At 38.0% G+C, this 14,896-nt stretch carries 16 protein-coding genes; 10 read left to right on the top strand and 6 right to left on the bottom strand.

The genetic code is table 11. The features are described from left to right. Nucleotides 1-45: 45 nt before the first annotated feature. Nucleotides 46-1,773, top strand: a complete 1,728-nt coding sequence (locus CSEC_RS07050) for a methyl-accepting chemotaxis protein (RefSeq protein ID WP_041017762.1) — start codon at nt 46-48, stop codon at nt 1,771-1,773. A gap of 27 nt (nt 1,774-1,800) precedes the next feature. Here CSEC_RS07050 and CSEC_RS07055 read toward each other — a convergent pair whose 3' ends face one another. Continuing rightward, on the bottom strand, nt 1,801-2,850 hold the full coding sequence (locus CSEC_RS07055; RefSeq protein ID WP_053331874.1) for a serine hydrolase domain-containing protein: 1,050 nt from the start codon (nt 2,848-2,850) through the stop codon (nt 1,801-1,803). A gap of 177 nt (nt 2,851-3,027) precedes the next feature. Here CSEC_RS07055 and CSEC_RS07060 point away from each other — a divergent pair, with 177 nt between their 5' ends. Then, a complete protein-coding gene (locus CSEC_RS07060) occupies nt 3,028-3,984 on the top strand; it encodes an amidohydrolase family protein (protein ID WP_041017763.1) in 957 nt (318 codons plus the stop codon). A gap of 42 nt (nt 3,985-4,026) precedes the next feature. Beyond that, entirely contained in the window at nt 4,027-5,688 is a 1,662-nt protein-coding gene (locus CSEC_RS07065) for a sulfatase family protein (RefSeq protein ID WP_041017764.1), read from the top strand. Here the strand turns inward: CSEC_RS07065 and CSEC_RS13430 are convergent, their stop codons facing one another. Continuing rightward, nucleotides 5,689-6,813 (bottom strand): GNAT family N-acetyltransferase, encoded by a 1,125-nt coding sequence (locus tag CSEC_RS13430; RefSeq protein WP_237559219.1) that lies wholly within the window; start codon nt 6,811-6,813, stop codon nt 5,689-5,691. A gap of 195 nt (nt 6,814-7,008) precedes the next feature. Here CSEC_RS13430 and CSEC_RS07080 point away from each other — a divergent pair, with 195 nt between their 5' ends. Then, the gene (locus CSEC_RS07080; protein ID WP_041017765.1) at nt 7,009-7,389 is read left to right on the top strand and encodes a hypothetical protein; all 381 of its coding nucleotides are present in this window, start codon (nt 7,009-7,011) and stop codon (nt 7,387-7,389) included. On the opposite strand, the gene CSEC_RS12720 is transcribed toward CSEC_RS07080, so the two are convergent. Together CSEC_RS12720 and CSEC_RS07090 are read right to left on the bottom strand one after the other, a co-directional pair. Then, the gene (locus tag CSEC_RS12720; RefSeq protein WP_053331875.1) at nt 7,386-8,195 is read right to left on the bottom strand and encodes a hypothetical protein; all 810 of its coding nucleotides are present in this window, start codon (nt 8,193-8,195) and stop codon (nt 7,386-7,388) included. The two genes, CSEC_RS07080 and CSEC_RS12720, sit on opposite strands and share 4 nt — an antisense overlap. Next, nucleotides 8,192-9,277: an alpha/beta hydrolase gene (locus tag CSEC_RS07090; RefSeq protein ID WP_053331876.1), complete on the bottom strand. Its 1,086-nt coding sequence runs from the start codon at nt 9,275-9,277 to the stop codon at nt 8,192-8,194. Before CSEC_RS07090 ends, CSEC_RS12720 begins: the two co-directional genes overlap by 4 nt. A 209-nt stretch (nt 9,278-9,486) precedes the next feature. Here CSEC_RS07090 and CSEC_RS07095 point away from each other — a divergent pair, with 209 nt between their 5' ends. The 3 genes from CSEC_RS07095 (at nt 9,487) to CSEC_RS13360 (ending at nt 10,707) form a co-directional block, all read left to right on the top strand. Continuing rightward, entirely contained in the window at nt 9,487-9,915 is a 429-nt protein-coding gene (locus CSEC_RS07095) for an SRPBCC family protein (protein ID WP_041017766.1), read from the top strand. Between the two features lie 62 nt (nt 9,916-9,977). Beyond that, nucleotides 9,978-10,313 carry an alanyl-tRNA editing protein gene (locus CSEC_RS13355; RefSeq protein WP_053331877.1) on the top strand — a complete coding sequence of 112 codons (336 nt, stop codon included), beginning with the start codon at nt 9,978-9,980 and terminating at the stop codon, nt 10,311-10,313. Then, entirely contained in the window at nt 10,297-10,707 is a 411-nt protein-coding gene (locus CSEC_RS13360; protein ID WP_053331878.1) for an alanyl-tRNA editing protein, read from the top strand. The genes CSEC_RS13355 and CSEC_RS13360 overlap by 17 nt, the downstream gene beginning before the upstream one ends. Here CSEC_RS13360 and CSEC_RS07105 read toward each other — a convergent pair. Further along, complete coding sequence (locus CSEC_RS07105) at nt 10,704-12,263, bottom strand: serine hydrolase (RefSeq protein WP_154017653.1); 1,560 nt, start codon at nt 12,261-12,263, stop codon at nt 10,704-10,706. The genes CSEC_RS13360 and CSEC_RS07105 overlap by 4 nt on opposite strands. A 77-nt stretch (nt 12,264-12,340) precedes the next feature. On the opposite strand from CSEC_RS07105, the gene CSEC_RS07110 reads away from it, so the two are divergent. The 3 genes from CSEC_RS07110 to CSEC_RS07120 all read left to right on the top strand — a co-directional run bounded on the left by CSEC_RS07110 (nt 12,341) and on the right by CSEC_RS07120 (nt 14,356). After that, entirely contained in the window at nt 12,341-12,580 is a 240-nt protein-coding gene (locus CSEC_RS07110; RefSeq protein ID WP_041017768.1) for a hypothetical protein, read from the top strand. A gap of 208 nt (nt 12,581-12,788) precedes the next feature. Then, entirely contained in the window at nt 12,789-13,085 is a 297-nt protein-coding gene (locus CSEC_RS07115) for a hypothetical protein (RefSeq protein WP_041017769.1), read from the top strand. Between the two features lie 29 nt (nt 13,086-13,114). Further along, entirely contained in the window at nt 13,115-14,356 is a 1,242-nt protein-coding gene (locus CSEC_RS07120; protein ID WP_041017770.1) for an OmpP1/FadL family transporter, read from the top strand. A 130-nt stretch (nt 14,357-14,486) separates the two neighbouring features. Here the strand turns inward: CSEC_RS07120 and CSEC_RS13220 are convergent. Continuing rightward, nucleotides 14,487-14,896: hypothetical protein (locus tag CSEC_RS13220; RefSeq protein WP_041017771.1), on the bottom strand; the 410-nt coding region annotated here is incomplete at its 5' end.

The following is a 14,896-nucleotide window of genomic DNA, read 5'->3' on the forward strand; positions in this document are numbered from 1 at the left end:
AACTGATGAAGCCTTAAGTAGGATTTTAAGTCTGGAGTTTTTTTCATGAAATGGAATGTCAAAATGAAAATCGCCGCGGGATTTGCATTCGCGCTTTTGATGTTAATCATAATCGGCTTAATTTCGCTTCGTAGTACAATCATACTTATCGATACATCCAAGCAAGTGACTCGTTCCTATGATATCCTTGGGACATTAAACACCTTACTTTCCAATCTTAAAGATGCAGAGACCGGTCAAAGAGGGTTTATTATTACAGGACGATCAAGCTATCTAGAGCCCTATCTTAAGGCTAAAGAACAAGTGGACCAAAATATAATGACTCTTAAAGAGTTGCTATCTGAAAATCAAAAGCAAAAGCTTGATAGGCTTGAAAGCTTGATTTACGATAAATTTGAAGAACTTCATGAAACCATTGAAGTTAGAAAAAATGACTCTAAGGGATTTGAAGAGGCTCGTCAAATTGTGCTCACCGATTCCGGCAAAGTAGTCATGGATGAGATTCGGAATCTCTTAAACCAGATAGAAGCCGAAGAAAATAATTTACTTCGCGAACGAACCGAAAAAGCTCATGCAAACGCCCAAAGAAGCCTTTACTTTATCGTTATAGGAACCATCATCACCTTCATTAGTTTATTTGCAATTACTTATCTTTTGACACGTAATATTTCAGATCCCCTTAATGAAATTTCAAAATTTGCGGGAAAAATTTCTGAAGGAGATTTAAACGTCAAACTTCTTAATAATAATCGATTTGATGAAGTGGGTTTGCTTACTCAATCCTTTAACCACATGACCAAATCTTTAAAAGAGATGGCGGATGTTGCAACCCAGATTGCTTCAGGTGACCTTAGAGTATCCATTAAGCCGCAGTCTAATAAAGATGTGCTTGGAAATGCTTTTTTATCCATGGTCGACAGTTTAAGGCATATGACAAAAGAGCTCTTGGATGCCATTAATATTTTAGAATCTTCCGTTACAGAAATAGTTTCATCCACCGGCCAATTAACCTCAATTGCCAACGAAATAGCCATGGCTATAATGCAAACCACAACAGCAATCGAGGAAATGCATCAAACGGCACAAATTTTTAATCAACGCGCCAAACAAGTTACTGAAGAGTCAGAGCAAGCAATACAAACCTCGGAAAGCGGTGTTAAATCAGCTGAAAACGTAGTCATAGGCATGAATCGTATTAAACAACAAACCGATGCTATTTCCACAAGCATGAATCAGCTTTCCCTTCAAAGCCAGTCTATTGTAAAAATTATCGATACGGTTGAGGAATTGTCCTCTCAATCCAAATTGCTCTCAGTTAATGCGTCTTTAGAAGCTTCGAAAGCCGGTGATCATGGAAAGGGTTTTCATGTGGTGGCACAAGAAATGAAACGATTAACAGAACAATCAGAGGTCGCGACAAAGCAAGTGCGTACCATCCTTAACGATGTTCAGAAAGCTATCCAATCTGCTGTTGCGGCAACTGTTGAAGGAGGCGATGTGATTAACGAGGGGGTCAGGCAAACTGAAATAGCCGAAAACTCCATTCAAGCGCTTGCTTTAACAGTATTTGAGGCCGCTAAAGCCTCTACCCAAATAGAGAATTCTTCTGAACAACAATTGAAAGGGATCGAACAAATGGCCCTTGCCATAAACAGCATAAAAGACTCTACCGATAAAAATTTGTCCTGTGCAACCCTTTTGGAAACCTCAGGAAAAAATCTTAATGAACTAGGAGATCAACTCAAAAAAATGGTCGATTCCTACAAAGTGTAAGGCTTTAAAAAAGGCATCATAAAAAGATTATGTGCGATTAGATATTTCTTGCATTGAATATTCTTTCGCAAGCCAATCTAGAGCAGGCTGAAGATCGTCCCTATATTTCTTAATTATCTCAGAAATAAGGACTAAACCTTTGGCGCCATTTGTAAAAATAATAATTCCAGAATTATTGTTCTTGGATCCTATAATAAAACTTTTAAATCCTCCGTTATCTCCCCAATGCCAAAATGAATTCCCATTTTTCGTGGACTGAATTCCCCATCCCAAACCCCATGAAACTGACTTTGAGAGATTTCCTGTATAATGATTAATCGAACTAATCCCCCCTTCATGCACTTTAATATGTGGCATTAACATTTCGCGTGCCATTTCCGAACCCAGGCCCTTTCCTACTAATATGGCTATAACAAATTTCGCATAATCAAGTGCCGTCGTATGCAAAGTAAAGGCCGCATTTTGAGGTGCGTCCGTTTGCGTTTCATCCCGACTTCCGTCAGCTTTGTGAGCTGCCGCTTTTTTATTATTATTACACCAAATGTAAGAGCTATGTTCCATTCCGAGAAAATTAAAAACATTTTTTTGCATATATTCTTCTAAAAACAACCCCGAAATATGTTCTATTACCTTTTGCAAATATAAATAACCCTCCCCTGAATAGCCAAATCTTTCGCCCGGCTGAAAATAAATTTTTAAAGATTCGTTTTTTTGCCTCCAATTGGGAAAACCTGTCGTGTGGGCTAAAACCATTCTCGCTGTAATAGAATTGATTCTTTCATCCTTTGTTATATCGGGATTGCAAAAGTATTCAACAAGTGGCTTATCTAAATCTATTTTGCAAGCCTCTACTAACTTTAAAACTCCATATGCGAAGACGGGTTTACTAAGAGAGGCAGCTTCAAATACTGTACTTTCATCAATCGGATTTTTACTCTCAACATTCTTTACACCCAATTCAATATGCATTGTAGTTATTGCTTTCTCTATGATCACAAGAGAAAGACCAGGGACATTATTTTCTTTCATTAAAGCTTCAAGTTCACTTTTAATCGGGAAGCTTTGCATTACCTTCATTGGATTGCCTAGCAAAAAATAAAATTTTAATTCATCGTATTTTATCCTTTATTTTGAATAATATTCATTCACTATCTTTCGATTCCATTCGAAGACAAAAATAGATGCTATGAGTTTATTGATTTAAAAAATTATTTAACCTATAGATAATTTTTTTACGGCTTCTTAAGGACAATAATGAAAAAAATAGCACTCGAAGAGCATTTTATTACCCCTGAATTGCTTCCGGATACTCAAAAAATAGATTTTTCCGCGATGGATCCAAAGCAAGCAGAAGATTTTCAGATCCGTTTATTGGATTTCGAAGATTTACGGATCAAAGCCATGGATGAAGCCGGCGTTGAAATTTCTGTGCTTTCTTTAACAGACCCAGGGATTCAAGGAATAAAAGATACGAAAAGTGCAGTCGCAGCGGCTTCTAAAACCAATGCATTTTTAGCAGAAAAAATTTCCAAAAACCCTAAACGCTTTCGTGGCTTTGCCTGTCTTGCTATGCAAGACCCCATGTCTGCTGCAAATGAGCTTGAACATTGCGTTAATCAATATGGATTTCTTGGAGCTTTGATTAATGGCCAAACGCTAGGCTCCTACTTGGATGAAGAGAAATTCCTTCCTTTTTGGAAAAAAACAGAGGAGTTGAATGTCCCTATTTATTTGCATCCCGGAAACCCTTTGCATGTTTCTGAAAGCTATAAAAACCATCCTGAACTTGATGGGCCAATTTGGGGTTGGACAGCAGAAACTGCAACCCATGCTCTTCGCTTAGTATTTTCAGGTCTTTTCGATAAATTTCCTAAAATACAGGTAATTTTAGGGCATATGGGAGAGACTCTCCCCTACCTTTTATGGCGTATTGATAGTCGATGGGGAATCCTAAAGAAGCAAAAAGAATTAAAAGAACTCCCTTCTCAATACTTAAGAAATAATTTTTATGTGACAAGTTCCGGAATGTGCTCCAATGGCCCCCTTTTGTGCGCTCTTCAAGAGCTTGGTGAAGATCGAGTGATGTTTTCTATAGATTACCCTTATGAATCCTCAAACACAGCTTCACAATTTATTGAAAAAGCGCCGATGGATAAAAAAGCATTGGAAAAAGTCTGCTATAAAAACGCGGAACAACTTTTGAAGATATAACGAATGACTTTTGCTAACCTTTAAAAAAAACAAGGAATTAATGTGTCTATAAAAAATTGTATTTTTAATCCATTCGTTCATATCTCAACTTGTTTTTGGATATTTTTTTTATCCCTGATAGCAACGGGATGTGCGACGCAAGAAAAACCCGAGGCTAATAATTCCAAACCCACTATTTTAAAAAATGGCAAGAAACCAAATATTATAGTAATTCTAACCGATCAAGAGAGATACCCGACCCATTGGCCTGAAGGCTGGGCTGAAAAAAATCTTATTTCAAATAATCGTTTAAGTAAAAACGGGATCTTTTTTACAAAAGCCTATACAGCAGCTTCTGAATGCACTCCAAGTAGAGCCGTTTTAACCACAAGCGAGCATTACCCGATTAATAAAGTGCCAAGCACCCCTTCAAAAACAGGGCTTCCTTCAGGGGATGAGCTTATGGATATCGGATCATTGCTTAAAAAGCATACCGAATATGATGTCGTTTGGAAAGGCAAGTGGCACTTAAGCCCTCCTCTAAAGGGAGGGTATAATTGGACGGAAAAGGATATCGCTAATATTCAAGAAAAATACGATCTTTATGGATGGACGCCGCCGGATGCCGGCAATGCCATTATGGAAATTGAAAAGAATGTTGACGGAACCTTTTTTGATGGCCTTTCAACTTTAGGCGGCGGATATGCAAATAATGACTTCCGCTATTTATACGGCTCTCTAAAAAAAACACCTAAAGAAACTCCCGGATGGGGAGAAGGCATACTGGACTATTTAAAAAAAGCAGCAGCTAAAGATTCAGAGGAAAGAAAGCCCTTCTGTCTTTTTATTTCGCTTGTCAATCCTCATGATGTTTGGGTCTACCCGACTTCCTTTGAAAAAGCAGGTTATAAAAAGGAAGATTTTGCAAATATGGGAATAGACCTTCCTCCCAACTTTAAAGATGACCTTAAAACAAAACCCTCTGTGCAGCTTAAAGCTCGTGAAGCGTACAACAAACAGTCTCCTTTAAACGGGCCTCAAGCTGAAAAAGAATATGTGAATTTTTATGCTTATTTAAATAAAAAAATCGATGAAAGTATCGTCAAAATCTTAGATACCCTCGACGAAACCGGCTTGACAGACGATACGATTATTATTAGAACCGCAGATCATGGCGAACTTGGTTTATCGCATGGAATGAGAGAAAAAGCTTATACCGTCTATGAAGAAATGACCCATATCCCTTTGATTATTTCTAACCCCCAATTATTTCCAAACCCGAAAACTACGGACGCATTTTATTGCCATTTAGACTTGCTTCCAACAATTGCCGAGCTTACAGGCGTTCCGGAATTTGCTCAATATGGCAAAGGAGTCAGCATTGTCCCGATCCTTAATAACGAAGTGGAATCGGTTCAAGACTCTATTCTTTTTACCTATGATGACAACTTCTTTTTACCGGAAGATGTTCCGGGCGGGCATATTCGCGCTATTCGAAAAGGCGATTGGGTCTATGCTGTGTATTATTCAGCAGACGGCAGCCATTTTGAGTATGAAATGTATGATCTAAAAAATGATCCGGGGCAGCTTCACAATCTTTTATATAAAGATGTCTCTCCTGAAAATGCAAGCCAAGCGAATAAGCTCCATCGGGATCTTAAAGAAAAGATAGATCAAGCAGAAGCTTTACCTGTAGGCTTCCCTTGGCCTGAGAAACCTTTTTGATTAATCCTTAAAAATCTTAGAGGAAAACTTTAAAACTACCATAGGGTGAGGAGTGGGATATTCTATGGTCTTTACGCTCTTCTCATATTGGCCATCGGTATATTGGCTGACGACTTTCTCCCAAAAATCACGAGCCGCTCTATTCTCTGGAATTTGAGCGGTTTCCCATATCCCTGGAAACTGATTGAAAATCTGTTCAGCTACAATTTTTCCGATTCCTTTTTCTTGAAATTTAGAGACCACAAAAAATTCTCCCACATTCCAATCCACATCAAAAGTGCTACCGACCTTATTGATCAAAACAAAACCGGCTAATTCCCCATCCACCTTTATAAGAAAAGCATGCCGATCAGGTTTTTCGATGTATGAGCTCAAGTGCCTGCATTCAAATAGACCATTACAGGGCACCTCCCAACCTTCTAAAAAACCGCAATGCCTTGACATTTCATAGACATAAAAGCGACCGAGATTTTGAATCGTTTCTTTATCTTTGTCTTCCGCTTTCACTAAGGTAACTTCGTATTTTCTCTTTTCAGCTAAAATTTTATTTAAGGCTGCCTTTTTAATAGACTCAACGATATCGGAAATAGAAGATTCGTGCGTATTTACTTCTAAATCATAAACCATCCCTGCATGAACTTTTTGAATCTGACCTCTTGCAGAGCCTATGATTCGATTGCAGCGCTCCTTTTCACGACTTTCTAATACAAATAACGGCGCTCTAATCCCCACCCATAATACGGAGAAATCTTTTAAGACTACCTTCCAAAGATCGATTTCGTGTTTGCCAAAGGAAATATCATCGACAATAAGTGGATGCCCCATTTTTGCAAGGGTAAGAACAATCTTTCGAAAAACCTCTTCTATCTTTTTTGCGTAAGGTCCGGCCTGCAATTCTTGGATTAAAGCGCCGGATTCATCTTTACCTTCTTTCCAACTATACCCTTGAGGGTTGCTATTTCCCGTCCAATCATTTAATTTTTCAGGCATCCATCCTATAATTTTATCAATTCCAACATGCAAATAGGGTTTTTCAAAAGCCTGTTGCAAGGCTTTTGCAAGTGTGGTTTTGCCGCTGCTAGACGGGCCATTCAAATAAATAATTTGCGCCAATTCAGAATTCATTGAAGCTTCCCTTAACTATTAAGTGAATTTTACAAAGGAACCTAACTTAATTGCACCAAAGTTGTTGCTTTAGTTTCAAACGCAAATTTGAAATGAACCTCTATTTAAAAAGATCTTATATTGAACATTTTTTTTTGATATGGTTGCAACCTTTCGATCTTGTTAATATGAATCTTTTATGATTGGAGTCTTTAGATGGTTAAATGGTTATTGTGTTTTTTGGCTTTTCTGACTTGTTCCCTATCAGCTGCAGATGATGGAAAAGTAGTTTATTCTTTTGAATCCGGAAAAATGCAATGTTCATCTGAGATAGATGGTGAAGGAAATCTTTCGATATTATTAGAAAGCCTGCATACAAATACCAAACTTCATTTTAAAAATGTGTTTTTGCATCCTACGGGCAAGCTTATTCTATCGCTTCTTATGTGTGTCGAGCAAGACACTGATTTTTGCGCCGGTTGGGTAAATGCCCAAGAAGTAAGCATCGCCATTTATCCAAAAGCTGTCGATAAAATTACGTTGAATGGAAAAAAGCTTTTTCAAAAGGATAAGATTACGGTTATGAATGTTTCCTAATCAAAAAGAAGACTTAAGGAAATCTGGATAGTGGATTGGTTGACATAGCCTGAACTCTTAACAGCATTTTGGTAAGCCATAAACTCAAATTGAAGACAAGAATCGACTTTAAGCTTACCTATAAACGGGGCTGTGTGGCCAATCCCAATATTGACAGGTATTTGGGTTATGCGATTAAACCAATCGACTGTCCATTCGCCATTTGTGATGACATAAGTATCTTTCAAAAAGTGATAGATTAGGAATGGTTGAAATAAAAGATAGTTTTGTTTTGGGCTATGAGAGTCTCCTGCAAATGAAATCGGATTTTGAGCTAAAAACCCGATCTGCCAGCGAGGGAATTTAAGTATGCTTATCCCAATAGCAGGACCTAGTTGCCATTTTCCTTGCCCTGCTTCTAATTTTGAAGCCGTTGGAAAAATTGCCATCGGCCCAATCCCCCACCTACCCCAAGAAGGCTCTTCCCTTATAAATAAATCAAAAAATTGAGTATCCCCTAAGTAAGTTCCCCTTTTTGTTAGAGAGGAGTTTGGAAGGGTCGGGATTTGAAACTTGACTCTTATAAGCTGATCAAATGGAAACCACTTTGTCTTATTAAATGCGACCATAGGTTTTACGGTTAACTGATTCGCATAACCATTTGTCCCATAATTTTTTGGGGTTACATCATTTTCCAATTGAAGCTGCGACAAGTTGGTAATGGGGTTAGTCGCTCTTTCAGATAGAGTTTCCATAAAGCCAAAAGCTTCTTCAAAATAAAAGGTAGAAACCATAAAGAAAAAAAATAAAATTATTAATTTTATCAAGAGTTCCCTAAATGTTTATCAAAAAATAAAACCATTTCTTGGTAGGCTTGTTTAGATTCAGGCGAGTCTAGAACTTGCAGATAAAAAGCGTGGGAGCAGCCTTCAAATACTTGTAAATAGGCTTCTACGCCAGCTTCTCTAAGCTTTTGGTGCATGCGAACCGTATTGCTTAAGAAAAGATCTCGAGTGCCTGTTGTAAGGATAGTCGGTGGAAATCCTTTTTTAAAATCCCCATAAACTGGAGAAATCAAAGGTTCTTTCATATCGTTTTTACCGGTATAAAGGTTAGCTATGCTTCTTAAAAGGCCGTTATACTTTACAAGAAAATTATCGATATCCTGATTAGTCTGATAGGAGTCGCCGATTCCTGAGATATCAGAAAAAGGGGTTCCAAGACCTATGACGGCAGGTTGAGGAAGGTTAAGATCATTTAGTTTTAACATAGCGGAAGCTGTAAGTGCTGCGCCTGCAGATGTTCCAAACATGCCGATATTTTCAGGTTTATATTGATTAAGAACTTGCTTATAAACGGCAATAACATCGTCAAGGCCTGCCGGGAAAGGGTAATCCGGTAGCATTCTATAATCAATTGAAATGACTTTGATCTCTCCATAATGCGCCATGGCCATAGCTTCAGGAATACTTCCTTCCCCACCATTTAAGATATAGCCGCCGCCATGAATATACACTAAAATGCGATTTTTATTTTTTTCAGGGATATTTTTCGGTGAAACGATATGGGTCTTTACCTCAGCCATGATTTCAGGCTTCACTTCTACTTTAAATAGTTTATTGGCTTGAGACATTAAAGACTGTGTGACAACCCCCGATCCTTTTTCAACAATTTCACGCCACTCTTCCCTAGTTTTAGGTTCGACATACATGAGAGGGTTTAAGGGCAGCGCAATATTTTTTTTGAGCTCCCTACTCACATTCGTCGGTACAGGAATTTCTCTTGAGGGCACATGTCTATCAGGAAAAGATTCTTTGGTAATTTCATCTCTTTTCAAGAAAAAAAATGACGACAAGAGCAGGATCCCGACAATTGAAATTTTGAGTGTATTCGTAAGATTTTTTTTCATAGCTTTTCCTGTCTGCAAAAGGAAGTCTGATTAAAAAAATTCATATCACTGGCCTAACCAAAACTCAATAAAAAATTTTACATCAAAAAAACCCGTTTGCCTTCAAATCATTTGCATTATCTCATTAAGGGTGAAAGGGATAAATTTGCTAAAATCTGAAAAGTGTGATAGACTAGACTAACCGGAATAAATAATTTTTGGGTGTGCTCATGTTTAAGTGGTTCTATGAATACAATCTTGAGGTGGATCTACCGCTTGAAGAGCTCTGGAGTTTTTGCACTAACCCAAGCCATTGGCCTAAAAATATTGATGAATTTGAATCTTGCATGCTGGAAGCTCCTTTCCAAAAAGGAAGTACGGTAAAAACCAAAATTAAAAATAAAAAAGGCCATGTTAGCATACATATTTTAGATGTAGAACCCTACAGAAGTTATAAAACTTTGACTAAAATCCCCTTTTTTTCTCAAGAAAGCCTGACAACTTTCCAGAAGATATCCAAAACACGATCTAAGTTAACAACAAAAACTTGCGTCAAAAGCATCTTAACTCCTTTTTTTAGATCCTATTATCGTAAAAAAATAGAAAAACAATACGACAGCTTTTCCAAGATAATGATTGAAATGGTTAACCGGACTTAAGACCCTTGCAGATTTTGCTCTCCAAGTTGTATAAGTCATAGATTGAAACTTTAAGACAGCTTATGAAAAAGATTTTTTGGATAGATCCTTACCTTTCTGAACTAGAGACCAAAATTAAAACGCTTCAAGGAAATGAAGTTGTTCTTGAGGAAACTATCGGGTATTCAGAATCAGGCGGACAAGAAAGCGATAAGATAACTTTAAATGGCATCCCTGTCATCGCCTCTCGAATGGATAAAGCTTCACCTTTTTATATTTACTATACGCTCCCTGAAGGCCATGGTTTGTCAATAGAAGACAGAGTTACCATGGAAATTGATTGGCTCCGTCGAAATAGGCTCATGAGGCTACACTTTACTTCTCGAGCTTGTGCTGGTTCTTATGAATCGTTTGTTTAATAAAACAAGCGATGGCATTGAGCTTAAGCCAAATGAAATCGACGCTGTCATAAGGAAAAGAGGCGCCCATATGTCAGAAACAGGCGCTCGAGTCGATTTTGAATGTTCAAGCAATATATCAGAGTACTTCCCCGTTATTTTAAAGGCCTATAATAAAATTATAGAGGCGGATCTGCCGATAGAAAAAGGGTATTTAAATGAAGAAAATGAAATCCGTTATTGGCGGCTTCCCAATATAGCAACGGTTCCCTGCGGTGGCACCCACGTCCGATCCACTCGAGAAGTAGGTGCCATCACCCTAAAACGTGATAGAGCAAATAAAGGGGTTGAAAGGATCCGAATCACTTTAGATGACACAAATCCAACAAGCCCACCCAATGGAGTTGTTATTTAAGAGCGCCTAAACGTAATCGGTTTAGCGCATCTAAACCCTTCAAAAGGGACATCGAACGTATCTATCAGTCCATTTACATCCCTATTAAACTTAAACTCGATAATAGGACTTGCACCATAAATAAGAAGCTCGGGGCATAAGCCAAGAAAAACATTTTCTTCTTTATAAAAAAGAGGCGTTGCCAGCTTCCCAAAAAAAGCGAGAAGCATATTGTCCTCAATTTTTACTTCTAATGTTCCATAAGCCGGATGATTATAGCTTCCATTGAATATCTCTAAAGGTTCAAGGCAAGGGGTATTCCAGCATTTAGCCAAGAGCTCAAGATTGTCCCATTGATGGCGCTTGACTTTATTTTTCATAGCATAAAATTTGCTTTTCCAATTTATATCATAGGCATTAATAATTTTATCAAAAATCTGGTTTCTTATGGCAGAGACAAGGTATCGGCCGTCGCTGCTGCTATTGGCTAATATAACAAGACCGATTTTCTTTTGAGCCAACAAGGCCACATCCGATGAAAAACCATCTATCTCGCCGCTATGGCAAATAAGATCATGATTCCTATAATTGCCAAGAAACCATCCCAACCCGTACCCAGTGATATGTTCATTGAATACGGGGCTCGAAAGGGGCATCTGTTCGACGTGCATTTCTTTTAAAGTATGAGGATTAATAATCGCTTCTTTTCCAAATAGACCTTCTCCTAATTGCACTTTAAGCCAATTAGCCATCTCGATAGCATTTGAAATAAGACCGCCGCCCGGGCTTGCAACCGCAGGATCACGAAAAGGAATCTCGCTAAGAACTCCATATAACTCAGCATGAGGGGATGAAAAATCAGATTTTTCTTTTAAAATTTCAAGAGAAGTGGTTGAATTTTCCATTTTGAGCGGGTTTAGTAAACGCGAAGAAATTAAGGCTTCCCATGACTCTCCTGTCACTTTTTCAGCCACCATGGCAGCTACCGTATACATTAAATTATTGTATTGGAAATTCTCTCTTAAGTTGCAAGCAGGCTCCAAATTTTTTAAAATTTCAAGCAACCTATCCTTTGCTAGATCGGAAAAATACCAAATGGGATCATGACGAGCCATTCCCGTTCTATGAGCGATTAAATCACGTATGGTTAATAGCTCCGTCCTCTCATCATCCACAAGATAAAATTCCGGGATATATTTTTTTACCGGATCATCAAAAGCCACTTTTCCTTCATCCACAAGCTGAGCTAATAAAGTTGCCGTAAAAGCTTTGGTGCAAGAGGCAATAGGGAAAAGAGTATGTTCTGTGACGGGAAGTTTTGTAACCATATCACGAAGGCCATACCCTTTTGAAAATAGCGTTTGATCTTTAAAAACAAGGCTTATTGAAGCCCCGGGGACATTAAATGTTTTTAGAGCTTCATTTACGATGTCATCGATTTCATCTTCAGAAAGGTTAACTTCCTTTAGAGAGAGCTTTTCATAACAAGGAGTTATGGCATTCGCAAAAAAAATGTTTACACATAGAGTTAGGATTAAAGAAAGGGTAAATAGGGGGCGCATAGGATAATATCTCACTTTAAACAAGGGAAGGTCTTATTTTTTTAAGGATTATAGAGGAGAGAGGAAAAAGAGTAAAAAAATATTATGATCATTTGTTTTTTAGTTTTATCTATTGGTTAAAAAAAGGAAACTGCCACAAGCTTGGATATTCAAAAAAGTTTGTTTTATTAAAGGAGCGCTCACAAGCTTTTGCCAAAGAAGTGGCAGCTACCCCAAAAAACCTTCAAACCATTTTAGACTCCTTCGGAAAAATCCGAGAATTTGCAGCAAGAGCGAATCCTAAGCAACCGGGCAAAATCCATAACAGCTTTCTTAAGCCATTCTTAGATTAGCAAGACAGCAAAATAGGCTTGTTTTCAGTTTCAGATACGGTCTCAGGAATACTCAAAAAAAAGAGGTGGAAAGGGAATTAAATGAGTGGCTAACTGTGGCTCTATCAACCGATCATGACGATGTCAAAACCTCTCATTAAAGAAATATTTATTCACAAAATCAGCATGGATGAAGTAGGATGCCATACTTGTAAATAAGGGAGATAGAATGGTCAGTCCTATAAAAAATATTTTTCAACCAATTTTTTTTCCATTTATAAAAAAAAATGCCAAGCACTTGGGCATCGCCACTTTTGGGACAGGTGGTGCGATTGGCTTTTTTGAAGGGGTCCAATTTGCTAAAACGAACCATCTTATTGAGGAGCAAGGTTGTCTTTCTAGAGCCTTTAACAAAGTTGTTCCCATAAGTTATTTTACATTAACAGGGATTATTCTTGCACCCTTTGCCGTTACTATAAAGATTCACGATCTATATCACGAAATTTTATCAAAAAAATCAAAATAACTTAGCATGTATAGCCAGAAAAGCCCTTGATGTTACGCTCATTTTTAATGATTAGCCTTTTTATCCTCTACGCAGGAAATGCCATTGGGACCCTAGCCGGAGGCCGCCCCAATACCTTTTCGGCGGGACTAAATGCTTTTGCAGGTATTGTCAATCCAGCTAATGCGGTATGGATTAAAGATAGGTTTGATGTCGGGCTTTTTTGGGTCCATCAAACTTCGACACTTAATAATCTTGACGATAACCCCCTCTTTAGACCCGGAAAAACAGATTTTACTTATCGAGCAAAGAATTTAGTGACAGTAGATGCCGCCTTCCATAAACAACTACAAATAAAATATGGCAAAAAAAATATCGAAAGTTCTTTTAGCATCGCAGCTTATACAATGCCTGGTCATACGCGATTGCAAACAAAATACCCAAACCCCATTAGTGGAACCACCCCAATTCTTATACTTGAGAAAACGCAAGTCCTATCCACTGTTTTCTCTTTTAAAATTAACGAATTCCACTCCCTTGGCTTGTCGATCGATTTTTTCCATTTTACTCATCAAAGAAATGGATTCCAAAGAGCTGATAACCCCTTGAGGTCAGTCTCTCCCGGTCATGTGACTAATAACGGACGTGATCATTCAAATGGCGCCGGCCTTGTAATTGGCTGGAGATGGCGTATTACCGAAAAACTTGATTTTGGGACCGCGTGGACAAAAAAAAGCTATTGCGGTCAATATCGAAAATATCGGGGGTTTGAGCCCCATTATGCAAATAATTATACCCCTCAAACATTAGGAGCCGGTTTTAGCTACCGATTTAATGATAAATTAGCGGGTCGCTTTGAGGTGCTTTGGTCAAATTTAAGCAATCTCCCCAAAGCAAATAATAGCATTTTACCGGATGGCAAACTTAACCCTAATAAAAGGGGGTCCAATAAATCACCGGGGCCGGGCCTTCAAGATGCCACTTACTTAAATTTTGGCCTCGGCTATAAACTCCACTCCATGCTTTCTCTTGGGGTCGGTTACTCTCATAGGTTAAAATTAAATCCAAATTCTCCATATATCATCTCGCATAGCTACCGGTTGCAAACAATTTACGACCTTCTTACCTTTGGCGCTAACTTAAACTATCAAAAACACGATTTATTTCTATCTCTTGCCTATGGATTTAAAAATAAAGTCTCAGGAACTATGCCTGAAGTATTAAGAGGCGGACGATTTAGAAGTGAAAAACAAAACACCTCTCTTTCTATTTCCTATGGGTATAAGTACTAGGAAGGCAAAAAATTTTGACTGACGAGATCTTTAACCATGATGCTCATAAGAACTGTCCTCTCATTCATAAAAAAGTAATTATTTTTATGAAAAGAATTCTACCCGGATCTTCGGACAAGCGCTCTTATTTTTAATTAGCGTTAGAGGCTTCTAAAATAACTTCCGTGGGATAGTTTTTAACATCTGATAGAACCATTTCCCAGGTGCTTTTACCGGGAACTGAAAGCTTCTTAGAGCCTTCAAAAAGTCTATTAGCTTGGATAATCATTTCTCTTGCAACTTGAGCTACGCACCCCGTAGGCTTTAATTCATAAGGCTGCCTGCAAGCCGGATCAAGTTGATTTACATTTCCTTTTTCAGGATTTTTAGAAAGGCAGCTCGGCCAATATAAAAGCAAAGTCGGGTTGTTTTTATATAATTCACCCAATATTTTTCGATCCTGTACTTTAGAAACAAGTTGATCCTTGTTTTCATCTTTTAGAAAGAAATCAGAATCATTATTTAATAATGCTGCGATGTGCCCATCCTCTTTGAAAAAAA

It is taken from the genome of Criblamydia sequanensis CRIB-18 (assembly GCF_000750955.1).
Taxonomy (GTDB): domain Bacteria; phylum Chlamydiota; class Chlamydiia; order Chlamydiales; family Criblamydiaceae; genus Criblamydia; species Criblamydia sequanensis.

Bases quoted from the DNA above. Each gene is read 5' to 3' on its own strand.
- CSEC_RS07050 (WP_041017762.1), top strand. From the start codon at position 46: ATGAAATGGAATGTCAAAATGAAAATCGCCGCGGGATTTGCATTCGCG.
- CSEC_RS07055 (WP_053331874.1), bottom strand. From the start codon at position 2,850: ATGAAGGTAATGCAAAGCTTCCCGATTAAAAGTGAACTTGAAGCTTTA.
- CSEC_RS07060 (WP_041017763.1), top strand. From the start codon at position 3,028: ATGAAAAAAATAGCACTCGAAGAGCATTTTATTACCCCTGAATTGCTT.
- CSEC_RS13430 (WP_237559219.1), bottom strand. From the start codon at position 6,813: ATGAATTCTGAATTGGCGCAAATTATTTATTTGAATGGCCCGTCTAGC.
- CSEC_RS07080 (WP_041017765.1), top strand. From the start codon at position 7,009: ATGGTTAAATGGTTATTGTGTTTTTTGGCTTTTCTGACTTGTTCCCTA.
- CSEC_RS07090 (WP_053331876.1), bottom strand. From the start codon at position 9,277: ATGAAAAAAAATCTTACGAATACACTCAAAATTTCAATTGTCGGGATC.
- CSEC_RS07095 (WP_041017766.1), top strand. From the start codon at position 9,487: ATGTTTAAGTGGTTCTATGAATACAATCTTGAGGTGGATCTACCGCTT.
- CSEC_RS13355 (WP_053331877.1), top strand. From the start codon at position 9,978: ATGAAAAAGATTTTTTGGATAGATCCTTACCTTTCTGAACTAGAGACC.
- CSEC_RS13360 (WP_053331878.1), top strand. From the start codon at position 10,297: ATGAATCGTTTGTTTAATAAAACAAGCGATGGCATTGAGCTTAAGCCA.
- CSEC_RS07115 (WP_041017769.1), top strand. From the start codon at position 12,789: ATGGTCAGTCCTATAAAAAATATTTTTCAACCAATTTTTTTTCCATTT.
- CSEC_RS07120 (WP_041017770.1), top strand. From the start codon at position 13,115: ATGTTACGCTCATTTTTAATGATTAGCCTTTTTATCCTCTACGCAGGA.